General features: G+C 75.6%; 18 protein-coding genes. 3 read left to right on the top strand and 15 right to left on the bottom strand.

Annotated features, from left to right (window positions below; all coding sequences use genetic code 11):
- Positions 1-179: 179 nt before the first annotated feature.
- The 6 genes from RDI86_RS00660 to RDI86_RS00685 form a co-directional block, all read right to left on the bottom strand.
- Entirely contained in the window at positions 180-1,511 is a 1,332-nt protein-coding gene (locus tag RDI86_RS00660; protein ID WP_308820402.1) for a pitrilysin family protein, read from the bottom strand.
- 1 nt (position 1,512) lies between these two features.
- Positions 1,513-3,738, bottom strand: a complete 2,226-nt coding sequence (locus RDI86_RS00665; protein ID WP_021479898.1) for a polyribonucleotide nucleotidyltransferase — start codon at positions 3,736-3,738, stop codon at positions 1,513-1,515.
- A gap of 311 nt (positions 3,739-4,049) precedes the next feature.
- Entirely contained in the window at positions 4,050-4,319 is a 270-nt protein-coding gene (rpsO, locus tag RDI86_RS00670; RefSeq protein WP_021479897.1) for a 30S ribosomal protein S15, read from the bottom strand.
- A 152-nt stretch (positions 4,320-4,471) separates the two neighbouring features.
- Positions 4,472-6,418 carry a heme peroxidase family protein gene (locus RDI86_RS00675; protein ID WP_163188497.1) on the bottom strand — a complete coding sequence of 649 codons (1,947 nt, stop codon included), beginning with the start codon at positions 6,416-6,418 and terminating at the stop codon, positions 4,472-4,474.
- 306 nt (positions 6,419-6,724) lie between these two features.
- Positions 6,725-7,363: a response regulator transcription factor gene (locus RDI86_RS00680; RefSeq protein ID WP_308820403.1), complete on the bottom strand. Its 639-nt coding sequence runs from the start codon at positions 7,361-7,363 to the stop codon at positions 6,725-6,727.
- Positions 7,360-8,823, bottom strand: coding sequence for a sensor histidine kinase (locus tag RDI86_RS00685; RefSeq protein ID WP_308820404.1), 1,464 nt, complete (start codon positions 8,821-8,823; stop codon positions 7,360-7,362). Before RDI86_RS00685 ends, RDI86_RS00680 begins: the two co-directional genes overlap by 4 nt.
- 237 nt (positions 8,824-9,060) lie before the next feature.
- Here RDI86_RS00685 and RDI86_RS00690 point away from each other — a divergent pair, with 237 nt between their 5' ends.
- Together RDI86_RS00690 and RDI86_RS00695 are read left to right on the top strand one after the other, a co-directional pair.
- Positions 9,061-10,197 (top strand): ABC transporter permease, encoded by a 1,137-nt coding sequence (locus RDI86_RS00690; protein WP_251177620.1) that lies wholly within the window; start codon positions 9,061-9,063, stop codon positions 10,195-10,197.
- Between the two features lie 41 nt (positions 10,198-10,238).
- Positions 10,239-10,985: an ABC transporter ATP-binding protein gene (locus tag RDI86_RS00695; RefSeq protein WP_251177621.1), complete on the top strand. Its 747-nt coding sequence runs from the start codon at positions 10,239-10,241 to the stop codon at positions 10,983-10,985.
- Between the two features lie 24 nt (positions 10,986-11,009).
- Here RDI86_RS00695 and RDI86_RS00700 read toward each other — a convergent pair whose 3' ends face one another.
- The 9 genes from RDI86_RS00700 to rimP all read right to left on the bottom strand — a co-directional run bounded on the left by RDI86_RS00700 (position 11,010) and on the right by rimP (position 21,138).
- The gene (locus RDI86_RS00700) at positions 11,010-12,551 is read right to left on the bottom strand and encodes a DUF6297 family protein (RefSeq protein ID WP_308820405.1); all 1,542 of its coding nucleotides are present in this window, start codon (positions 12,549-12,551) and stop codon (positions 11,010-11,012) included.
- A gap of 2 nt (positions 12,552-12,553) precedes the next feature.
- Complete coding sequence (locus RDI86_RS00705) at positions 12,554-13,246, bottom strand: ABC transporter ATP-binding protein (protein WP_114553193.1); 693 nt, start codon at positions 13,244-13,246, stop codon at positions 12,554-12,556.
- Positions 13,247-13,248: 2 nt separating this feature from the next.
- Positions 13,249-14,283, bottom strand: a complete 1,035-nt coding sequence (locus RDI86_RS00710) for a bifunctional riboflavin kinase/FAD synthetase (protein WP_163188507.1) — start codon at positions 14,281-14,283, stop codon at positions 13,249-13,251.
- A 148-nt stretch (positions 14,284-14,431) separates the two neighbouring features.
- The gene (truB, locus tag RDI86_RS00715) at positions 14,432-15,412 is read right to left on the bottom strand and encodes a tRNA pseudouridine(55) synthase TruB (protein ID WP_308820406.1); all 981 of its coding nucleotides are present in this window, start codon (positions 15,410-15,412) and stop codon (positions 14,432-14,434) included.
- A 4-nt stretch (positions 15,413-15,416) separates the two neighbouring features.
- Complete coding sequence (rbfA, locus tag RDI86_RS00720) at positions 15,417-15,869, bottom strand: 30S ribosome-binding factor RbfA (protein WP_043659091.1); 453 nt, start codon at positions 15,867-15,869, stop codon at positions 15,417-15,419.
- A 187-nt stretch (positions 15,870-16,056) separates the two neighbouring features.
- Positions 16,057-18,906 (bottom strand): translation initiation factor IF-2, encoded by a 2,850-nt coding sequence (gene infB / locus RDI86_RS00725; RefSeq protein WP_308820407.1) that lies wholly within the window; start codon positions 18,904-18,906, stop codon positions 16,057-16,059.
- 157 nt (positions 18,907-19,063) lie between these two features.
- Positions 19,064-19,444 carry a YlxR family protein gene (locus RDI86_RS00730; RefSeq protein WP_086151331.1) on the bottom strand — a complete coding sequence of 127 codons (381 nt, stop codon included), beginning with the start codon at positions 19,442-19,444 and terminating at the stop codon, positions 19,064-19,066.
- A gap of 24 nt (positions 19,445-19,468) precedes the next feature.
- Positions 19,469-20,530, bottom strand: a complete 1,062-nt coding sequence (gene nusA, locus RDI86_RS00735; protein WP_021482697.1) for a transcription termination factor NusA — start codon at positions 20,528-20,530, stop codon at positions 19,469-19,471.
- A 2-nt stretch (positions 20,531-20,532) separates the two neighbouring features.
- Positions 20,533-21,138 carry a ribosome maturation factor RimP gene (gene rimP / locus RDI86_RS00740; protein WP_076406457.1) on the bottom strand — a complete coding sequence of 202 codons (606 nt, stop codon included), beginning with the start codon at positions 21,136-21,138 and terminating at the stop codon, positions 20,533-20,535.
- A gap of 147 nt (positions 21,139-21,285) precedes the next feature.
- Between rimP and RDI86_RS00745 the strand changes: the two genes are divergently transcribed.
- Positions 21,286-22,365 carry a DUF4439 domain-containing protein gene (locus tag RDI86_RS00745; protein ID WP_143311199.1) on the top strand — a complete coding sequence of 360 codons (1,080 nt, stop codon included), beginning with the start codon at positions 21,286-21,288 and terminating at the stop codon, positions 22,363-22,365.
- Positions 22,366-22,451: the final 86 nt, after the last annotated feature.

Genomic DNA, 22,451 nt, shown 5'->3' on the forward strand with positions numbered 1-22,451 from the left:
GCGGTCGGTGCGGGATCGGGCGCGGGGGTGCTCTGCTCGCTCACGCCCGTCACCCTATCGCCGCAGCGCGCGTCGACCGGTGCCTCGTCCGCCGCACCGGGCAGTGGGTCTGCCCACAGCACGACGGCGGCCGCCCTCCGCGAGGAGGACGGCCGCCGCGAGACGCCGTGGAGGCGGGGTCAGTCGCCGAACGGCCCGACGCGCACCACGGAGCGCGGGCGCGACGCGAGGTCGTCGGCGAGCTTCTGCACGTCGTCGGCCGTGACGGAGCGGATCGCGTCGAGCGACTCCTCGACGCTCAGGAGCTCGCCGTAGACGAGCTCGGCCTTGCCGAGCCGGCTCATGCGCGAGCCGGAGTCCTCGAGGCCGAGGACCATGCCGCCCGAGAGCTGGCCGATGCTGCGGTCGAGCTCCGCGCCGGTGATGCCGTCGGCCGCGAGGCGGTCGAGCTCGCTGTGCAGCAGCGCGGTCACCTCGTCCACCTTCGACGGCGCGCACCCGGCGTAGAGGCCGAACGTGCCGATGCCGCCGTGGCCGGACGCGAACGAGTAGGTCGAGTACGCGAGGCCGCGCCGCTCGCGGATCTCCTGGAAGAGCCGCGAGCTCATGCCGCCGCCGAGGACGGCGCTGAGCACGGAGAGCGTGAAGCGGCGGTCGTCCGTCGCGGCGAGTCCGGTGCCGCCGATGACGACGTTCGCCTGCTCGACCGCACGGTGGACCGACAGCTCGACGCTCGCGGCCCCGACGCCCACCAGGGCGGGGTCCGCGGGGTCGCGCCGCGCGCGGGGTGCGCCGGACGCGTCGAGCGTCCAGCCGCCGTCGCGCAGCGCCGTGCCCACCTGCTCGACCAGCGTGTCGTGGTCGACGCCGCCCGCCGCCGCGACGACGAGCGTCTCGGGGCGGTAGTGCCAGCGGTAGTGCTCCCACACGGCGTCCCGGGGCACGGCGTTGATCGTGTCCGGGGTGCCGCCGATGGGCCGCCCGAGCGGATGTCCGCCGAGGACCGCCGCGGCGAACTCCTCGTGCACGACGTCCGAGGGGTCGTCGTCGTTCATCGCGAGCTCTTCGAGGATCACGCCGCGCTCGGTCTCGAGCTCGTCGGGGTCCAGGCGCGCTGAGGTCACCATGTCGGTGATGACGTCGACCGCCATGGGGAGGTCGGCGTCGAGCACGCGCGCGTAGTAGCACGTGTGCTCCTTGCCCGTCGCCGCGTTGGCCTCGCCGCCGACGGCGTCGAACGCCTCGGCGATGTCCATCGCGGAGCGGCGGGCCGTGCCCTTGAACAGCAGGTGCTCGAGGAAGTGCGTCGACCCGAAGTGGCCGTCGGTCTCGTCGCGCGAGCCGACGCCGACCCACGCGCCCACCGTCGCCGAGCGCAGGCCCGGCATCGACTCGGTGAGCACGCGGACCCCGCCGGGCAGGACGGAGCGACGGATCGTCGCGCCGTCCTGCCCGGCGGTCAGCTCGGCCCCGGCGTCACCCGCCGGGACGAGCGGAAGGTCCCACGGCACGTCAGGCGTCCGCGTCCTCGGTCGCGGGAGCGTCGGCCGGAGCCTCGTCCTCGACCACGGCGTGCAGCGAGAGCTTGCCGCGCGGGTCGATCTCGCCGATCTCGACCTGGACCTTCTGGCCGATGGACAGCACGTCCTCGACGTTCTCGACGCGCTTGCCGCCCACGAGCTTGCGGATCTGGCTGATGTGCAGCAGACCGTCCTTGCCCGGGGAGAGCGAGATGAATGCGCCGAACGACGTCGTCTTGACGACCGTGCCGACGAAGCGCTCGCCGATCTCCGGGACGTGCGGGTTGGCGATCGCGTTGATCGCCGCGCGGGCGGCCTCGGCCGACGGGCCGTCGACGGCGCCGATGTACACGGTGCCGTCGTCCTCGATGGAGATGTCCGCGCCCGTCTCCTCCTGGATCTGGTTGATCATCTTGCCCTTGGGGCCGATGACCTCGCCGATCTTGTCGACGGGCACCTTCACGGAGATGACGCGCGGGGCGTTCGGGGACATCTCGTCGGGCACGTCGATGGCCTCGGCGAGCACGTCGAGGATCGTCAGGCGCGCGTCGCGCGCCTGCGTCAGCGCACCGGCGAGCACCGAGGCGGGGATGCCGTCGAGCTTGGTGTCGAGCTGGATGGCCGTGACGAACTCGCGCGTGCCGGCGACCTTGAAGTCCATGTCGCCGAACGCGTCCTCGGCACCGAGGATGTCGGTGAGCGCCGCGTAGCGGGTCTCACCGTCCACCGTGTCGGAGATGAGGCCCATCGCGATGCCCGCGACGGGGGCGCGCAGCGGCACGCCCGCGTTGAGGAGCGAGAGCGTCGAGGCGCACACGGAGCCCATGGACGTCGAGCCGTTGGAGCCGAGAGCCTCGGACACCTGGCGGATCGCGTAGGGGAACTCCTCGCGGCTCGGCAGCACCGGCACGAGCGCACGCTCGGCGAGCGCGCCGTGGCCGATCTCGCGGCGCTTCGGGCTGCCCACGCGGCCGGTCTCGCCGGTCGAGTAGGGCGGGAAGTTGTAGTTGTGCATGTAGCGCTTGCGCGTCTCCGGACCGAGCGAGTCGATCTGCTGCTCCATGCGGAGCATGTTCAGCGTGGTGACGCCCATGATCTGGGTCTCGCCACGCTCGAAGAGCGCGGAGCCGTGCACGCGCGGCAGCACCTCGACCTCGGCCGAGAGGGTGCGGATGTCCGCGAGCCCACGACCGTCGATGCGCACGCCGTCGGTGAGCACGCGCTGGCGCACGAGCTTCTTCTGGAGCGCGCGGTACGCGGCGGAGAGCTCCTTCTCGCGGCCGTCGAACCCGGCCTGGAGCTTGCCCACCATCTCGTTCTTGATCTCGTCGAGACGGTTCTCGCGGTCCTGCTTGTCCGCGATGGCGAGCGCCTCGCGCAGGTCCGTCGCGACCTCGGCCTCGACCGCGGCGAACGCGTCGTCCTGGTAGTCCAGGAAGACCGGGTACTCCTTGACGGGCTTCGCGGCCTGCGCGGCGAGCGCCGACTGCGCGTCGCACAGCGCCTTGATGAACGGCTTGGCCGCCTCGATGCCCTCGGCGACGACCTCCTCGGTCGGCGCCGCCACGCCCTCGTCCTTGACGAGGCCCCAGGCGCCGTCGGTCGCCTCGGCCTCGATCATCGCGATCGCGACGTCGTCGCCGACGACGCGGCCGGCCACGACCATGTCGAAGACCGCGCGCTCCTTGTCGGAGTACTTGGGGAACGCGACCCACTGTCCGTCGACCAGCGCGATGCGGACCGCGCCGACCGGGCCGGAGAACGGCAGGCCGGAGATCTGGGTCGACGCCGACGCGGCATTGATCGCGAGCGTGTCGTACGCGTCGTCCGGGTGGAGCGCGAGGACCGTGATGACGACCTGGACCTCGTTGCGCAGGCCCTTGACGAAGAGCGGGCGCAGCGGGCGGTCGATGAGGCGGCACGCGAGGATCGCGTCCGTCGAGGGACGGCCCTCGCGGCGGAAGAACGAGCCGGGGATGCGGCCCGCGGCGTACATGCGCTCCTCGACGTCCACCGTCAGCGGGAAGAAGTCGAACTGCTCCTTGGGGTGCTTGCCGGCCGTCGTGGCCGACAGGAGCATGGTCTCGTCGTCGAGGTACGCGGCGACGGAGCCTGCGGCCTGACGGGCGAGGCGCCCGGTCTCGAACCGGACGGTGCGGGTGCCGAAGCGACCGTTGTCGATCGTGGCCTCGGCGAACTGGATCTCGGGACCCTCCACGGGTGCCCTCCCTTTCTCGAAGCGCCGCCCGGGTAGCCCTGTCGAGGGTTCCGGTCCGCGCCCCGGCGCGTGGCGCAGGGGCTCCGGTCGCACTCGACGCTCGGCGGTCTTCGATCGAGGTCCACGGCAGTTCCCGCACCGCTCCGTCCGAGGACGGTGCCGTGGGGGTCCGTGAGCCACTACCGAGGACCGAACGAGAGGCCGGCGGCGCGGTGGGTGGTGTGCGGCTGGGTGGTGCTCAGCCGGGGTGTGACGGGTACATCACACCAGACCAGCCCGGTCCCCGCAGGGACCGGGCTGGCGGTGTCGTGTCAGCGACGCAGACCGAGGCGCTCGATGAGGCTCCGGTAGCGGTTGATGTCGACCTTCTGCAGGTAGCCGAGCAGGCGACGGCGCTGGCCGACGAGGAGGAGCAGACCACGACGGCTGTGGTGGTCGTGCTTGTGCTCCTTGAGGTGCTCGGTGAGGTCCTTGATGCGCTGCGTGAGGAGCGCGACCTGGACCTCGGGCGAACCGGTGTCGCCCTCGCTCGTCGCGTACTCGGTCATGATGCGCTGCTTCGTGGCAGTGTCGAGCGGCACGGTTCTCCTTCGGGTTCGTTGCGCGGTGCGCCGGGACGGATCTCCCGGGCTCTCTCTGTCCGCGGCCGGTCAGACGGCGCATCCACCCTACCAAACGGACGCGCCGTCGCCGGCCGCGGCCCCGCCCGCCCGGCCGGACCGCGCGTCGTGTCTCAGGGGGCGCCGTCGTGCCCGGCCGTGCCGTCACCGCGGAACCGGCCCGCGGCGTCGGGCAGCACCCCGGCGAACCGGAGCAGGTCCGGCAGTGTGAGGACGAGCGACCCGTCCTCGAAGTGCACGCCCTGCGCGGGCGTCCAGTGGTTGCTCGTGCGCACGTACGACGTGTCGTCCTGCCGCAGCAGGTACACGAACGTCTCCGCGAGCACGCGGCTGCCGACCTCGCCGAGGAAGCTGCCGTCGCCCTGGAGCTCGGCCTCCTTGAGGACGTAGTACCACAGCGGGGTGCCGCCGTGATCGCCGTCCCGCAGGGCCGCGAGCGCCTGCTTCACGTCGTCGCTCGCCCGGTCCTCGAGCTGGGCCGGGGTGAGCGGGACGACCCCGAAGGCCGCCGCGACGGCCTCGCCCGTGGGCAGCGCGAGCATGTAGCCGCGCAGCAGGTTGCGCTGCGCGAGCTGCTTCTGGAGCGCGCTGGCGACGAGCTGGGCCGGCGTGTGCGCGGGCGGCTCGGGCGGCAGGTTCCCCTCCTTGACCATCGTGCCCAGGCTCGGCGCGAGGAACGTGTCGATCTTCTCCGCCGCGCGGAACGTCCGCGGGTCGCCCTTGTCGACGAACCGCGCCCACTCGATCGGCCAGTTGGACGGCAGGACCGGGGTGCCCTGCGGTCCCGGACGCAGGCTGCCGCCGTTCCCCGTGAACTGGAAGAGCTGCGTCAGGCTCGCGTTCGCGGGCGGCGGGCCCGTGAAGTTGACGTTGAAGTCGTAGGAGTCGCGGATCATCGAGTGCCCGAACCGGAACGCCGCGACCGCGAACTCGAGCGGCATGGAGATCGGGTACCGGGGCCGGAAGAACGACGTGTCGCGCAGGAGCGTCGCGTCGAGCACGCCCGGCTTGGTGAGGGTGCGCAGGTAGTCGTTGACCACGAGCCACTGGTAGTGCCACCGCACGAGCTGGCTCGCGCGCTCGAACACGCCGCGCTCCCCGCCCGTGAGCCGGGTCCAGGGCTCGACGTCGTCCACCCAGTCCACGACGGCGTTGTGGAACCGGATCATCGCGAGGTGGAGCTGGGCGACCACGAGGTTCTCGTCGTTGCGCCCGTCCGGGATCAGCGGCGCGCCGCCGTCGTCGCGCGGCAGGTCGCGCTGCGCGTCGTCGCCGGGCGCCACGAGCGAGAACGACGGACCGCCCGGGATGACGAGCGGCTCGGTGGAGATGCGGCCGAGCCGCAGCTTCGCCGAGCCCGGCACGTACGACGCCTCGCTGCGCGTCGTGCGGTACCCACGCTCGCCCTCGAACCGCGGCCCGCTGCCGTACAGGGAGTCGAGGTTGAGCGCCGGGTGGCGCCCGTTGTGGAGCGAGCGCACCACGACCCACGGCGCGAAGACCCGGAAGGGCACCGCGTCGACGTCGCCGAGCGCCTGGTCCCCGTCGCGGCCCGTCGTCGTGTCGGGGCCGTTGGTGTTGAGCGTGATGTCGTGGTCGATGAACTGGCCCCAGTACGTGTACACGGCCGGAACGTGCGAGTCGAGGCTGCGCGGCGGCTGCCCGGGCGGGGTGACGGGCCGGGCGACCATCGCCGCCCCGAGCGTCTTCAGCGCGGCGACGGTCGCGGCCGTCGCGCCGTTCCCGACCGGGAGGTGGAACCGCGGGAAGCGCTCCGCGAGCTGCGGGAACAGGTAGTCGAACGCGGTCGTGGAGTCGTACCGGTGGTGCTCGAGGTCCCGCGCCACCGCGGCCTCGGCCGCGGGCAGGAGCGGTGCGTCCGACTCCGCCGGGTCCACGTCCGCGTCGGTCGCGACCTCGTCGGGGACGACGGCCGACCCGTGCCCGACGCTGCGGACGGTCCGGCCGACCGGGGTGGACGCCTGGTCGACGGCGTCGGGTGCGACGTCGTCGACGACGGTCTCGGCGACGGGAGCCGCCGGTTGCTGCTGAGCCTCCATGGCTCTGCCCTCTCTGTCGGAGGTCTTCGTGCGGCCCGCGCGGCGGGCCGCCGGCGCCCCCGCGGGCTGCGCGCGCGGGGACGGGTGCGACCGCCCCCGGGCCGCAGCCCGAGGACCGCGCGGCCGCCTGGGCGCCGTGCACGACGGCGCCGCTCACCCGGAGGGAGGGACCTGCGCCGGTGTCGTGACACGGCCGGGCAGCGCCCGCAGGACGGTGCGGTGACGGTCTCGAGGACGGTCCCGACGACGCCCGCACGACGTCTCGGGCGAGGACCCCGCGGACGCGCCGCGACGGCCCGGCCGGGCTCAGCCCCGCAGGAGGCCGCGGCGCCGGACCTCGGCGACGGCGGCCGTGCGCGACGGCGCGCCGAGCTTGTCGTAGACGTGCACGAGGTGCGTCTTCACGGTCGCGCGCGAGAGGAACAGCTCGTGCGCGATCTCGTCGTTCGTGCGCCCCTCGGCGACGAGCGCGAGGACCTCGAGCTCGCGCGCCGTGAGCGCCGTGCCCGGGCTGCGCAGCCGGCCGAGCAGCCGCCGCTGCACCGCCGGGCCGAGGGCGACCTCGCCCGCCGCGGCCGCGCGCACGGCGGCGACGAGCTCGTCGGTCGGCGCGTCCTTGAGCAGGTAGCCGCGAGCGCCCGCCTCGACCGCGGCGAGGATGTCGGCGTCCGCGTCGTAGGTCGTGACGACGAGCACGGGCGGACCGTCCGTCGCGACGATCTCGCGGACCGCGTCCACGCCCCCGAGTCGGCCGGGGCCGAACTGCAGGTCGAGCAGCACGACGTCGGCCCGCAGCCCGCCGCGCAGCCACGCGAGCAGCTCCTCGGCGGAGCCGACCTCGGCGACGACCCGCACGTCCGGCTCGGCCTCCAGCACGGCGCGCAGGCCGGTCCGCACGACGGGGTGGTCGTCCGCGAGGACGACGTCCACGGCGGTCCCGGTCATCGCTCCTCCTCGGTGCAGGCGTCGGTCTCGGTCCGGGTGTCGGCCGTCCCGTCGGCCGCGCGGTCGGCCGGGTCGTCGGCACCCGTACCCGACCGGGTCCCGGTCGTCGCCACGAGCGGCACCCAGGCGGCCACCGCCGTGCCCGCCCCCGGCGCGGACTCCACGGACAGCGTGCCCCCGAGGTCCGTGACCCGCGCGCGCATGGCGCCGAGGCCGAAGCCGCCGGGCCGGTCCGCCGCCGGCGCGGGGAGGGCGTCCGGGTCGAAGCCGCGCCCGTCGTCGACCACGTCGAGCGCGACCGCGTCGTCCCCCGGCCCGGTGCCCGCGAGGAAGCTCACGGTGACGGCGGCCCGCGTCGCACCGGCGTGCCGTTCGACGTTGGCGAGCGCGGACTGCGCCACGCGCAGCAGGGCGGCCTCGACCCCGGTCGGCAGCGGGACGGGCTCGCCGCTCACCCGCACGACGACGCGCGGCCCGCCCTCGGCGGCGCGTCCGGACGCCCGGTCCGCGACGCGGCGCAGGGCCCCGACGAGGTTCGACGACGCGAGGTCGGCCGGCGCCAGCGCGCGCACGACGCGGCGCGCCTCGGCGAGGTTGTGCCGGGCGACCTCGCGCGTCTGCTCGACGTACCCGCGCGCGGTCTCCGCGTCGCCGGCGTCGAGCGCGGTCCGGGCCGCGCGCAGGAGCAGCTCGGCGGACGAGAACCCCTGGGCGAGCGTGTCGTGGATCTCGCGCGCCAGGCGCTCGCGCTCGGCCGCCACCGCCCGCTCCCGCTCCGACGCCGCAAGCTCGTCGCGGGTGCGCACGAGCTCGTCGAGCGTGCGCTGGCGCTCCTGGGACTCCCGCACGACCGCTTCCAGCGCGAGGACGACGACGACCGCGACGGCCCCGCCGATGGCCGGCCCGAGCACGAACGGCAGCGCGACGCGCGCGGTCCACGCGGCCATGACGCCCACGACGAGCACGACGACCACCGCGACCGCGACCGGGCCCCGGCGCGGGCCGAGGACGTGCATCGCCACGAACATCAGGGGGAACGCGACCCAGACGGCGGTCGTCGTGACGAGCGACAGCCCGACCCAGAGGGCCACGAGACCGGTCACCCACGCGCCCGCGGGCCACCACGCACCGCGCGGCGCGCGCACGTCGACGGGCACGGGGACGCGACGACGGCCCACCACGTACAGCGCGAGCAGGGCCGCGCCGAGCAGCACGGCGCCCACGCCCCGCGCCGTCGACGTGACGAGCGCGCCCGCGACCGCGAGCGCGACCAGCCCGACGAGCAGCACGTCCAGGCCGCGCCGCAGCCACCGCGTCGCGGCCGGCACGACCGGCGCGACGCGACCGGCCGCCGACGTCGCACGGTCGACCGATGCATGGCCCGACGACGCACGGCCCGTCGGCGCAGCACGGCCCGCGAGCGCGGCAGGCTCGGCGGGCTCGGGTCCGGGCGGGGTCACGCCGTCACCCTAGCCACGGCGCCGCGACCCGGCATCGTCCGAACGGTCGATCCCGGGCTCGTCCCTGCGGCGCCCCAGGACCGATCGGGCCGGTGATCCGGGGCGCGCGCGGACGCGGGACGGTGGACGGGACGTCGGGACGAGTCCTGCGACGCACGACCGCTCGTGCTCGCCGGAGCGCGTCCCCGCCCCCGCACTCTGTCCCACTCGCTGCCCTCGAACCCCGGAGGTCTCCCCGTGTTCCTCGCCCTGCGCGACCTGCGCCACGCGCGCGGTCGCTTCGCGCTCATGACGGTCGTCGTCGCGCTCATCACGTTCCTCGTCGCCTTCCTCGCGGCGCTCACCGCGGGCCTCGGCCGCGCGAGCACCTCGGCGGTCACCGACCTGCCGGTCGACCGCGTCGTCTTCTCGCCCCCGGAGGAGGGTGCGTCCCCCTCCTTTACCGAGTCCGAGGTGACCGCCGCGCAGACGGACGCCTGGGCCGCCGTCCCCGGGGTCGACGCCGCGGAGCCGCTCGGCGTCGCGACCGTGCGCGCGTCCGGCGACGCGACCGCCGCCGTCACCGCGTTCGGGGTGCGGCCCGGTTCGGGGCTCGTGCCCGGCACCGACGACGGCGGCGCCGACGTCTCCGCCGGCGCCGTCGTGCTCTCCCGCGGCGCGGCCGACGCGCTCGGCGCCGACGTGGGCGACCAGGTGGACGCCGGGCCGCTCGACCTGACGGTCTCCGCCGTCGCGGACGTCGAGGCGGACTACGCGCACACGCCGGTCGTCTGGGTGTCCCTCGACGACTGGCAGGCCGTCGGCGCGCGCGGCGGCGCCTCGCCCGCGGGCGCCTCGACCGACGACACCACGGACGGGCAGGTGGCCACCGTCGTCACCCTGCGGTTCGGCGACGACCCGCCGACCGCGGACGTGCTCGCCGCCACGGACGCGCGCCTCGGCACCGTGACCGCGACGCCGCGCGAGGCGCGCTCGGCCATCTCGTCGTTCACCGCCGAGAACCTCTCCCTGACCCTCATGCAGGTCTTCCTCCTCGCGATCTCGGCGCTCGTCGTCGGCGCGTTCTTCACCGTCTGGACCATCCAGCGCGCGGGCGACGTCGCCGTGCTGCGCGCGCTCGGTGCCTCGACGCGCTACCTGCTGCGCGACGCGATCGGCCAGGCCGGCGTCGTGCTGGGCGTGGGCGTCGGCGTCGGCACGGCCCTCGCGGCCGGCGCGGGACTGCTCGCGTCCCAGGTCATGCCGGTCGTCGTCGACCTCTCGACGACCCTCGTGCCCGCCGTCGTGCTCGTCGTGCTCGGCGGACTCGGCGCGGTCCTCGCCGTGACGCGCGTCGCGCGCGTCGACCCGCACGCGGCGCTCGCGGCCCGCTGACCCTTCTCCCTCTCGTCCGTACCGACCCTCAGGAGCTCCCCGTGGACCTCGTCCTCGACCGTGTCCGTCTCACCTACCCCGACGGCGACGGCGTCCTCGTCGCCGTCGACGACGTCTCCCTCACCGTGCCCTCGGGCACCACGACGGCGCTGCTCGGCCCGTCCGGCGCCGGCAAGTCCAGCCTGCTCGCCGTCGCGGCGACGCTCACGCCGCCGACGTCGGGCGTCGTGCGGGTGGGTCCCGACGTCGTCAGCGCACCGCTCGACCCCGGCACCGAGCCCGGGGACGCGGCCGGACGGCGCGGCCGGCGGCGCGCGCGGCGCGCGGCGGACCGGGCGGCGGCGCTGCGCCGCGAGCGCATCGGGCTCGTGTTCCAGCAGCCGCAGCTCGTCGCGTCGCTCACCGTGCTCGAGCAGCTCGAGCTCATGAGCCATCTCCGGGGCCGCTCCCCCGCGTCGCGCCGCGCGCACGCCCTCGCGCTGCTCGACGCCGTCGGGGTCGCCGACCGCGCGGACCGCCGGCCCGAGCACCTCTCGGGCGGGCAGCGCCAGCGCGTCGCGATCGCCCGCGCGCTCATGAACGACCCCGAGGTGCTCCTCGTGGACGAGCCGACGTCGGCGCTCGACCACGAGCGGGGCGTGCAGGTGGTGGAGCTGGTCGTGCGGCTCGCGCGCGAGCTCGACGCGGCGACCCTCCTCGTCTCGCACGACGAGGCGACGCTCGACCCGGTCGACGCGCGGGTCCACCTCGCGGACGGCCGCCTCGTCCCGGCGCCCGCGGCGGCCTGAGGACGCGCTCGGGCCGCCGTCGGGTCAGCGGACCGCGCGCACGTGGGTCGCGACCGCGACCGCCACGACGGCGGCCAGTGCCTGGGCCACCACGACGCCCCACCCGGGCGTACCGACGAGCAGCGCGACCCCGAGCGGGACCGCGCCGAGCACCGCGACGTCGGGCCCCTTGCGCAGCACGGCCGCGGCGCCCGTCGGCAGGCCGCCCGAGGGTGTCGCGAGCAGCGGCCCGCCCCAGTCCGGCGGCTCGCGGTAGGCGCTGCGCACGGCGGCGGCGCCCTGGACGACCGCCGCGAGCACCGCGACCCCGAGCCAGCGTGCGTCCCCCGTCCCGAGCGCGAGCGGGGCCGCGCCCGCGACGAGGCAGGCCGTCGCGGTGAGCGTCGGGACGACGCCGCGCGCGAGCCGCGTCCAGCGCGCGCGGAGGGGCACGAGCGCGTCGACGACCGGGGCCATCTCGGCCGTGCGCGCCCCCTCCGCGCCGAGCACCGCCGCGCCGAGGCCCGCCACGACGAGCAGGGCGAAGAGACCGAAGCCGGAGCCCAGGCCGGGCACCTGCTGCGCGACGACCGTGAGGGCGGCGAGGCCGACGAGCTGCGCGAGCGCCGACGGGCTGCGGCCCAGCAGCACGAGGTCGGCCGCGACCACCGCGCCGACGGGACCGCGCACCGCGGCGAACCGGTGCGGCCGGCGGACCCGGACCCGGGCGGCGCCGGCACGGCGCAGGGCCCGGCCGAGGTCGCGCGTGTCGAAGGACAGCACGGCGCCGCCCACCTGGTCCGCGACCGCGCTCTGCGCGCGCAGCACCGTCGCACCGAGGGACTCCAGCCCGCGCCACCACCGCAGCACGAGCAGCGCCGCGACGGCGAGCAGACCGAGCACGACGAGGAGCGGCGCACCGAGCGGCGGGAGACCCGGTCGCCCGGCGACGACGAGCGCGAGACCCGCGACCGGCACGGCCGCGACCGCGACGTCGCTCGCCCGCGCGAGCAGCCCGGCGGCGCGGGCCGACGGCTGGGCGAGTCCCGCGACCGCGACGAGGAGCAGGCCGAGGGCGCCGCCGGTCGCACCGGCCCGCAGCGCGGGCACCGCGTCCAGGCCGGCCGCGACGGCTACGACGGCGCTCCCCAGCGCGCCGAGCCCGGCCCCGAGCACGAGGGCGCGCGCGAAGGACGGCGACACGAGCCCCCGCCGGTCCGCGGGCGTCGGCACCCACCACCGCACCCCGCCCCCGCCGGCGCCGACCGGGCCCAGGCGCACGGCGGTGCCCGTGAGGAACGCGAGCAGCGCCGTCGTGCCGAGCGCCTGGACGGCCCCCGGCCCCAGCACGGGCGGCCCGCCCGCCGGCGCGGCGGTCGCGAGCGTCGAGCGCAGCATCGACGCGAGCCCGACGACCCAGCCCGTCGCGAGCGCGACGGACACCAGGGCGTAGGCGACGTCGACGACGATCTCGCCCGGCCCGGCGTCGGCCCGCGCGGCCGCGGCACGGGCGGTGAGACGGCGCAGCTCGCGGCCCGTCAGCAGCTCGTCCGGGTCGGAGCGCAGCGCGCTCGCTCCGTGCGGCACGGTCAGCGCACCGCAAGGAGCGCCGCGTGGACGTCGGCCGGGGCGAGCGGGACGCACCGGTCGTCGCCGACGAGCAGGCCGCGCGCGCCCGTGCGCTCCACGAGCTCGGGGTCGTGCGTGGCGAGGACCACGGCCACGCCGCTGCGCGCGTCCTCGACGAGCAGCGCCGCGAGGCGCTCGCGCATCCCCGGGTCGAGCCGCTGCTCGGGCTCGTCGAGGACGAGCAGCTCGCGGGGCCGCACGAAGCCCGAGGCGAGCAGGAAGCGTCGCCGCTGGCCGGAGGAGAGCGCCGACGGGAGCGACCGACCCTGCTCGGCGATCCCGAACCGGTCGAGCAGCTCGTCCACGACGGACCCGGCCCCCGGCACGCCGTGCCCCCGCGCGACGAGGACGAGGTGCTCGCGGACCGTGAGCGCCGGGAAGAACGCGTCGTCGTCGAGCACGCCCGCGACGCGCGCCCGGAAGTCGCGCTCGCGCTCGTCCACGTCGCGCCCGAACGCGCGCACCGCACCGCCGAGCGGCGCCTGGAGACCGAGCAGCGTGCGCAGGAGCGTCGACTTGCCGCTCCCGTTCGCGCCGATCACCACGACCAGCTCGCCCGGCGCGACGGCGAGGTCGACGGGCGCGCACACCGCGACGTCCGCGTAGCCGACGCGCAGCGCGCGCGCCTCGAGCACGGGTGCCGGGGCGGCCACGGTCAGGCGCCCGGCGTCGTCGCGACCGGCTCCCCGCCCGGGGCGGCGAGGATCTGGCGGGCGCGCGCGACGTCGTCGTGCATCTGCGCCACGAGCGGCTCGATGCCGTCGAAGCGCAGCGTCGGGCGCAGCCGCTCGACGAGCTCGAGGACCACGTCCTCGTCGTACAGGTCGAGGTCCGCGCGGTCCAGCACGTATGCCTCGACGCGGCGCTCGACGCCGTCGAACGTCGGGTTGGTGCCGATCGAGATCGCCGCCGGCAGGCGCACGTCCGCATGGCGGGGATCGGCGCCCGCGAGCTGCGGTCGCTCGAGCCAGCCCGCGTAGACGCCGTCGGCGGGGACCATGCCGCTGATCGAGCCGAGGTTGGCCGTCGGGAAGCCGAGCTCGCGCCCCCGCGCGTCGCCGTGCACGACGGTGCCGCGCACGCGGTGGGACCGGCCGAGGATGCGGGCCGCCTCGCGCACGTCGCCCGCCGCGAGCAGCGCGCGCACGCCCGTCGAGGACCAACGCACCTGCGAGTCGCCCGGCGTCTCCTCGTCGGTGACCGGCACGCCCTGGTGCTGGCCGACGTCGTCGATCGCCACCACGTCGAAGCCGTACCGCGCGCCGAGCGCGACCATCGTCTCCATGGTCCCCGCGTTGTCGCGGCCGAATCGGACGTCGTGCCCGACGACGACCGCCCCCGCGTGCAGGCCGTCGACGAGGTAGGTGCGCACGAACTCCTCCGGCGTCTGCCGCGCGAACTCGAGCGTGTACTCCACGAGCAGGACCGCGTCCAGGCCCGTCGCGGCGAGCAGCTCGACCCGGTCCGCGATGCCCGTGATCAGCTCGGGCGCGCTCTGGGGGCGGTGCACGGCCGACGGGTGCGGGTGGAACGTCACGGCCACGGCGCGGGCGTCGCGCTCGCGCGCCAGGTCGACGATGCGCCCGAGCACCTGGGCGTGCCCGCGGTGGACGCCGTCGAAGTTGCCGATCGTCACGACCGACGGGCCGAAACCCGGGGGAACCTGGCTCAGGTCCGTCCACAGGTGCACGCGAGAACTCCTCAGGTGAGCAGGAAGGCCGCGGGTGCCGCCCGGGGCGGCCGCCCGTGCCGACGGGGGCGGCGGACCGGACGGGGAGGCGCCGGGACCGCGCTGGACAAGACTGCCACGCCCCGGGCACGACGCCGAACCGGACGCGTCAGGCGGGAGCGAGCACGAGGACCGGCCGAGCGAGGTCCTTGCCGCCGCGGCGGGTGTCCTCCACGAGCGCCACGAGCTCGCCCGTCGGGGAGATCGCCGCCGTCGTGCCGGGCGTCCCGGTCGCGTCGACCCACTGCCCGTACGACAGCGCGGTCGCCTGCTCCGGGGTCAGCTCGCGCACGGGGAACGTCGCACGGGCCGCCTGCGCGAGCGGCAGGGTCGCGAGCACGCCGTCGCGGTCCGCCTGGGCCTCGAGCTCCTCGAGCGTCGAGGCGACGTCGAGCCCGTACCCGCCCACCCGCGTGCGCCGCAGCGCCGTGAGGTGGCCGCCGACGCCGAGCGCCGACCCGAGGTCGCGCGCGAGCGCGCGCACGTACGTCCCGGACGACACGGTCACGGTGACGTCGACGTCGAGCGCGGGCGGCGCATCGTCGGGGAGGCCCTGCTCCCCCGGCGCCACGGGCCGCACCGCGAGCACGTCGAAGCGCGAGACGACGACGGGCCGCGCCGCCAGCGCGACCTCCTCGCCCGCACGGGCGCGCGCGTACGCGCGCTGCCCGTCGACCTTGATCGCGCTCACCGTGCTCGGCACCTGGAGGATCTCGCCGGTGAGACCGGCGATCCCCGCGTCGAGGTCGGCCCGCACGACGGCGGACGCGTCCGCCCGCGAGAGCACCTCGCCCTCCGCGTCCTCGGTCGTGGTCGCCGCACCGAGGCGGATCGTCGCGTCGTAGTCCTTGTCGGCGCCGACGACGTACGTCAGCAGCTTCGTCGCGCGCCCGACGCCGAGCACGAGCACGCCCGTGGCCATGGGATCGAGGGTGCCCGCGTGGCCGACCTTGCGCGTGCCGGCGAGGCGTCGGCCACGGCCGACGACGTCGTGGCTCGTCCAGCCCGCGGGCTTGTCGACGACGACGAGACCGTCGGGAGCGACGGGGCGTCGCTCCCGACGGTCGGTCGCGGACGGGCGTGCGCCCACGCGGTCAGGCCCGGTCGTCGTCGGCGACGGCGTCCGCGTCCTCCGACGTGCGGTACGGGTCGGCGTCCCCGGCGAAGGGCTTGCCCTCGCGCAGGGCGGCGAGCTCGGCGTCGCGCCGGCGGGCCTCGACGAGCGCGGCGTCGAGGTGCGCCGCCGTCTCGGGCACCGCGTCGAGGTGGAACTCGATCGCCGGCGTGAGGCGGATGCCGGTCTGCTTGCCGACCTCCGACCGGATGAGGCCCTTCGCGCTCTCCAGCGCGGCGGCCGTCCCGGCCCGCTCCTCGTCCGTCCCGTAGACGGTGTAGAACACCGAGGCGTTCTGCAGGTCACCGGTGACGCGGACGTCCGTCACGGTGACGAACCCGAGGCGCGGGTCCTTGATCCGCGTGTCGAGCATCTGCGCGACGATCTCCTTGATGCGGTCGGCGAGCTTCCTCGCCCGGGGGTGGTCGACCATGTCTTCTTCCTTTCGTGCCGAGCCTTCCGGCGACGGTCCCGACGACCGTACGTCGAACGGCGCCCACCGGCCGGGTGGGTGACCGCGGTGGGGTGCTGACTGACGACTGCGGGTGATGACGACCGCGGGGTGACGAACGCCCGGGGGCGGCCACGATGACCGTGACCGCCCCCGGGCGTGACGAGCGTCAGGAGCGCGGCTTCTCGCGCATCTCGAACGTCTCGATGGTGTCGCCGACCTGGAGGTCGTTGAACGAGCCCAGACCGATACCGCACTCGAAGCCCTCGCGGACCTCGGTGGCGTCGTCCTTGAACCGCTTGAGCGACTCGACCGTGAGGTTGTCCCCCACGACCTTGCCGTCGCGCAGGACGCGCGCCTTGGCGTTGCGGCGGATCTCGCCCGACCGGACGATCGAGCCGGCGATGTTGCCGAACTTGGAGGAGCGGAAGATCTCGCGGATCTCCGCCGTGCCCAGCTGGGCCTCCTCGTACTCCGGCTTGAGCATGCCCTTGAGCGCGGCCTCCACGTCCTCGATCGCCTGGTAGATGATCGAGTAGAAGCGGACGTCGACGCCCTCGCGCTCGGCCAGGTCCTCGACGCGCTCGCCGTACTTCACGTTGAAGCCGATGATGATCGCGTTGTCGACCGTCGCGAGGTTGACGTCGTTCTGCGTGATCGCACCGACACCGCGGTGGATGACGCGCAGCTCGACCTCGTCGCCCACGTCGATCTTGAGCAGCGCGTCCTCGAGGGCCTCGACGGCACCGGACACGTCGCCCTTGAGGACGAGGTTGAGGGTCTCGACCTTGCCCTGCTGGAGAGCCTGCGTGAAGTCCTCGAGGCTGATGCGCTTGCGGCGCTTGGCCAGGAGGGCGGCGCGCTCGGCGGCCTCGCGCTTCTCGGCGATCTGGCGGGCCGTGCGCTCGTCGGGCGCCACGAGGAACGTGTCGCCCGCGCTCGGCACGGACGCGAGACCCAGCACGAGGACCGGACGGGCGGGGCCCGCCTCGGTCACGGCGTTGCCGTGCTCGTCGAACATCGCGCGGACACGGCCGTGGGCCGTGCCGGCGACGATCGCGTCACCGACGTGCAGCGTGCCGGACTGGACGAGGACGGTCGCGACGGCGCCGCGGCCCTTGTCCAGGTTCGCCTCGATGGCGACGCCGCGCGCGTCCTTGTCGGGGTTCGCACGCAGGTCGAGCGAGGCGTCGGCCGTGAGCAGGACGGCCTCGAGGAGGTCGTCGATGCCCATGTTCTGCTTCGCGGACACGTCGACGAACATCGTGTCGCCGCCGTACTCCTCGGCCACCAGGTTGTACTCGGTGAGCTGCTGGCGGATCTTGGCCGGGTTCGCCGACTCCTTGTCCACCTTGTTCACCGCGACCACGATCGGCACGTTCGCCGCCTGGGCGTGGTTGAGCGCCTCGATGGTCTGCGGCATCACGCCGTCGTCCGCGGCCACGACGAGGATCGCGATGTCCGTCACCTGGGCACCACGGGCACGCATGGCGGTGAACGCCTCGTGACCCGGGGTGTCGATGAAGGTGATGGCGCGGTCGACGCCCTCGTGCTCGTGGCGCACCTGGTACGCACCGATGTGCTGGGTGATGCCGCCGGCCTCGCCCGCGACGACGTCCGTCTGGCGGATGGCGTCGAGGAGCTTCGTCTTTCCGTGGTCGACGTGACCCATGACGGTGACGACCGGCGGGCGGGCGGCGAGCTCGTCGTCGCCCTCGGCCTCGAGCTCCGCGTCCAGGTCGATGTCGAACGACCCGAGCAGCTCGCGGTCCTCCTCCTCGGCCGAGACCATCTCGATGACGTAGCCGAGCTCGGACGCGAGGGCACCGAACGTGTCCTCGTCGAGCGACTGCGTCGCCGTGGCCATCTCACCGAGGTGGAACAGCACGGTCACGAGGCTCGCGGGGTTCGCGTCGATCTTGTCGGCGAAGTCGTTGAGCGACGAGCCGTGACGCAGCCGCACGACGGTCGAGCCGTTCCCGCGGGGAACCTGCACGCCGCCGAGCGACGGCGCCTGCATCTGCTCGAACTCCTGGCGCTTCGCGCGCTTCGACTTCCGCCCACGGACCGGGCGACCGCCGGCGCGCCCGAAGGCGCCCTGCGTCGAGCCACGACCGGCGCCACCGCGGCCACCGCCACCGGGACGGCCGGCGAAGCCGCCGCCACCGCCGGGAGCGCCGCCACCACCGGGACGACCGCCGAAGCCGCCGCCACGACCGCCGCCACCGCCACCGGGACGACCACCGGGAGCAGGACGCTCACCGGGACGGCCGATCGAGGTGCGGCCGGGCATCATGCCCGGGTTGGGGCGCGGGCCGCCGGGACGCGGCGCGGGACGCGGGCCGCCCGGGCGAGGACCGCCCGAGCGCTCACCGGACGCCGCCGCCGCACCCTCGGTGCGCTCGGGGCGCGACCCGGGCCGGGGCATGCCCTGGCTCGGGGCGAACGGGTTGTTCCCCGGGCGCGGGGCGCCCGGACGCGGGCCGCCCTGCCGGGGCATGCCCTGGCTGGTCGCGAACGGGTTGTTCCCCGGACGCGGTGCGCCGGGACGCCCGCCCGAGCCACCGGGGCGCGGGGCGGACGCGTTCGTGCCGCCGCCCGGCTTGGGCGAGGCGGTGGGCTTCTGCGCGGGCGCGGGCGTCGGACGCTGCGCCGCGGGAGCCTGGGGCGCCGGAGCCTTCGGGGCCGGCGCCGCGGGCGCGGCGGGTGCCGGAGCCTTCGGGGCCGGCGCGGCCGGCTCGGCGGGGGCCGCGGCCTGCGGAGCCTGCGCGGCCGGCTCGGCCTTGACCTCCGGCTTCGGGGCCGGCTTCGGCGCGGCCGGACGCGCGGCGGGTGCCGCGGGCTTGCTCGCGCCGCCGCCTCCGGCGGGGAAGGCGTCGCGCAGCTTGCGGACCACCGGTGGCTCGATGGTCGAGGATGCCGAGCGGACGAACTCACCGAGCTCCGTCAGCTTGGTCATGATGGTCTTGCTTTCCACCCCGAGCTCCTTCGCGAGCTCGTAGACGCGGACCTTTGCCACAACTCTCCTGTCTCGGCCCGCCCCGGACAGGGAGGACCGTCGTTAGTGCTGGGTGCTCATCGCTGGGTACTCATCGGGTGCCCATCGGCTTCTAACCCGCTTCCTTGTCGACGTGTCGTGCTGGCGGCCCCGTACGGACGGGGCCGTGACGCATGGCTCAGAGGTGCTCTCCCGGACGGGCCTCGATCGCGGCGCGGACCGCGGCGAGGTCGAGGGGCCCGGCGACACGCAGGGCCCGCGGGACGGCCCGCCGGCGTTCCGCCGTCTCGAGGCACCGGGTCGACGCGTGGAGCCACGCACCGCGACCCGGCAGCGACCGCCCGGCGTCCACCACGAGCCGTGGCTCGTCGGTGCCCGCGCCGGACCGGTCGAGGACCAGACGGAGAAGAGCTGACCGCAGGTCGCGCTGCCTGCACCCGACGCACGTGCGGACCGGACCCGATCCCGTGGGAACGGGGCGGGTCGTGGAGTCCGGGGGCATGGTCGAGGTGCGGGCTCGCGGCCCGGTCGATGACAGTCTACCGCGCCGGTCCGTCATCCGTGACCGTCCCACGCCCCGCGGCTACCGGTCGGCAGCGCGAGGACCTGCGGGAGCGGCACCGTCCGACCCCTCGGCCGGGGCGCCGCCCTCGTCCGAACGGATGTCGATGCGCCACCCCGTGAGCTTCGCGGCCAGGCGGGCGTTCTGCCCCTCCTTGCCGATCGCGAGGGAGAGCTGGAAGTCCGGGACGACGACGCGCGCGGCGCGCGCCACCTCGTCGACCACCGTGACCGACGACACACGCGCCGGGGACAGCGCGTTGGCCACGAACTGGGCCGGGTCGTCGCTGTGGTCGACGATGTCGATCTTCTCGCCGTGGAGCTCCGCCATGACCGCGCGCACGCGCGAGCCCATGGGCCCGATGCACGCGCCCTTGGCTCCGAGACCCGGGACGCGCGAGCGGACGGCGACCTTGGTGCGGTGCCCCGCCTCGCGCGCGATGGCCGTGATCTCCACCGAGCCGTCGGCGACCTCGGGGACCTCGAGCTCGAAGAGCTTGCGGACGAGGTTCGGGTGCGTGCGGCTCAACGTGATCTGCGCGCCCTTCATTCCCCGGGCGACCTCGAGCACGTAGGCGCGCAGGCGCTCGCCGTGCACGTACTCCTCCGTGGGGACCTGCTCGTGCGGCGGGAGCACGGCCTCCGTGCCGCCCACGTCCACGAGCACGACGCGCGGGTCGCGGCCCTGCTGGATGACGCCCGCGAGGACCTCGCCCTCCTTGCCGCGGAACGTGCCGAGGATCTGGTCGTCCTCCGCGTCGCGCAGGCGCTGGACGATGACCTGGCGTGCGGTCGAGGTCGCGATGCGCCCGAAGTCGGCGGGCGTGTGATCGAACTCGGGGCCGTACTCGACGGGGCCGCGCGGGGCGTCCTCGTCGTCGGTCTCGGGAGCCGGCAGCTCCTCGCGCGCCCACACCGTCACGTGGCCCGTCTTGCGGTCGAGCTCGACGCGTGCACGGGTGTACGCGTCGGGGGTGCGGTGGTACGCCGAGAGCAGGGCCTGCTCGATCGCGGCGACGAGCACGTCGAGGCTGATGTCCCGCTCGCGCTCCAGCAGGCGCAGCGCGCTCATGTCCACGTCCATCGTCAGGCCTCCTCGTCGTGGTCGGTCGTCTCGTCGGCGGCGCCGTCGAGCTCGGGCAGGTCCGCCTCGAGGGCGCGCTTGAGCTCGACCTGCACCTCGCCGCGCACGACGTCGGCGAGCGGCACCACGCGCTCCGTCACCGCGCCGCGCGCGCCGGGGACGTCGAGGACCAGCTCGGTCTCGACCGCAGAACCGGAGCGCAGGCGACCCTCGAGCGTGCCGCCGTCGGTCAGGACGAGCCGCACGAGACGGCCGCGGGCGCGCCGGAAGTGGCGCGGCTCGGTGAGCGGACGGTCCGTGCCCGGCGTCGAGACCTCGAGCGTGTACGCGCCGTGGAGCGGGTCCACCGTGTCCAGCGCCGCGGAGATCGGGCGCGTGGCCTCGGCCACCGCGTCCAGGTCGAGGCTGCCCTCGACGTCGTCGGGGAGGTCCAGCACGACGCGCACCACCGAACGGGCACCCGCGCGCGACACCGTGACGTCCTCGAGGTGGAGCCCGGCGTCGCGGACCGCGGGCTCGACCGCCTCGCGGACGCTCTCCCGGAGCGCGTGCGCCGCCGCGTCGCCTCCGGACCCTCTGCCGGACTGACCGCCCGCCTGCCCTGCCATGACTCAGCTCCTGTCCGTGTCCCACGCCGGGTACGCCAGACGACCGGTGTGTTGTTGTCTCGGGTGCTCCGACCCCCGCTCGCGGGACGTCGGAACGGGGACCAGCCTAACGACTCGCGGGCCCCGGACGTGACATCATCGCCCCCGATGACTCCCCACGCGACCGCGGCCGACGCCGCCCCCCGAGCCCGGCGGACCCGCCCCGCGGCCCGTGCCCGCCGTCTGCTCGCGGTGGTCACGGTGCTCGCGACGGGCGTCCTGGCGGCCGGGTGCGGCGTCCGGCTGGACACGCCGCCGCCCACGGAGCCCTCCCCCGACACGGTCGAGGTGCTCCGCTCCGGGGCCGTCGACGACGCGCTCGCGGTCGCCGCGCTGGTGGCGGACGTCACGCCCCGCGTGATCGACCCGACCGCGCTCGCGGTGCTCGGCGAGGCCGCCACGTTCGCCGAGCAGCACGTCGACGCGCTCGGCGGGGTCTACGACTCCGGCCTCGAGGACCCCGCGGAGCCGGAGGGCGACGTCGCGGGCGACGCCGAGACCGGCACCGCGGGGACCGACGCCCCGGGGACGGGCACGGACGCGGCGGGCACGCCCGCCCCCGGCACCGCGACGACGGACGACGTCGTCACCGCGCTCGTGGGCGCGGCCGAGCGCACGGGCGCGGCGGCGGACGCCTCGCCGGACGCGCGGCTCGCGCGGCTCCTCGCGTCGGTCGCCGCCTCGGAGCACGTCTCGGCGCAGCGGCTCGCCGCGGCCACGGGCTCGACGGCCGCGGCGGGCCTCGCCGAGCAGCCGCCCGTCGACGACGCGCCCGGCGGCGTCGGCGCCGCGGACCTCGCGACGCTCGTCGAGGCGGAGGACGCCGCCGGGTACGGCTACGAGGTGCGTGCCGCGCAGTCGGAGGGCGACGTGCGCACCGCCGCGGTCGCGCGCGCCGCCCAGCACCGCGCCCGCGCGCAGGGCTGGGCCCTCGCCGCGGGCACCGACGGGACGCCGCAGGACCCGCGTCGCGTCGCCTACGCGCTGCCCGACGGCACGGACGCGGCCGCGCTCGCGCGCCAGGTCGAGTCGGGGCTCGCGCAGACGTACGCGAGCCTCGTCGCCGCGGCGGCGCCGACGTCCCGGGCCGAGGCCGTCGCGCTCCTCGCGGACGCGTGGGCGAGCGCCGTCGCGTGGGGCGAGGCGCCCGTCGCGTTCCCGGGCCTGCCGGAGCAGACGGCAGGCTGAGCGCGCCCGGCTCGCACGCACGGGCGCGACGCCGACTCCCGCGGGCGGCCTGGTGCACCGACGACCCCGCGCAGCGCGCACCCGGA

The sequence above is a fragment of the Cellulosimicrobium sp. XJ-DQ-B-000 genome (assembly GCF_031119065.1).
Classification (GTDB): domain Bacteria; phylum Actinomycetota; class Actinomycetes; order Actinomycetales; family Cellulomonadaceae; genus Cellulosimicrobium; species Cellulosimicrobium funkei.

What these genes read in the sequence shown, in the direction of transcription:
- RDI86_RS00675 (WP_163188497.1), bottom strand. Translation starts at nt 6,418, where the DNA reads ATGGAGGCTCAGCAGCAACCGGCGGCTCCCGTCGCCGAGACCGTCGTC.
- rbfA (WP_043659091.1), bottom strand. Translation starts at nt 15,869, where the DNA reads ATGGTCGACCACCCCCGGGCGAGGAAGCTCGCCGACCGCATCAAGGAG.
- nusA (WP_021482697.1), bottom strand. Translation starts at nt 20,530, where the DNA reads ATGGACGTGGACATGAGCGCGCTGCGCCTGCTGGAGCGCGAGCGGGAC.
- RDI86_RS00680 (WP_308820403.1), bottom strand. Translation starts at nt 7,363, where the DNA reads ATGACCGGGACCGCCGTGGACGTCGTCCTCGCGGACGACCACCCCGTC.
- RDI86_RS00745 (WP_143311199.1), top strand. Translation starts at nt 21,286, where the DNA reads ATGACTCCCCACGCGACCGCGGCCGACGCCGCCCCCCGAGCCCGGCGG.
- RDI86_RS00730 (WP_086151331.1), bottom strand. Translation starts at nt 19,444, where the DNA reads ATGACGGACCGGCGCGGTAGACTGTCATCGACCGGGCCGCGAGCCCGC.
- rimP (WP_076406457.1), bottom strand. Translation starts at nt 21,138, where the DNA reads ATGGCAGGGCAGGCGGGCGGTCAGTCCGGCAGAGGGTCCGGAGGCGAC.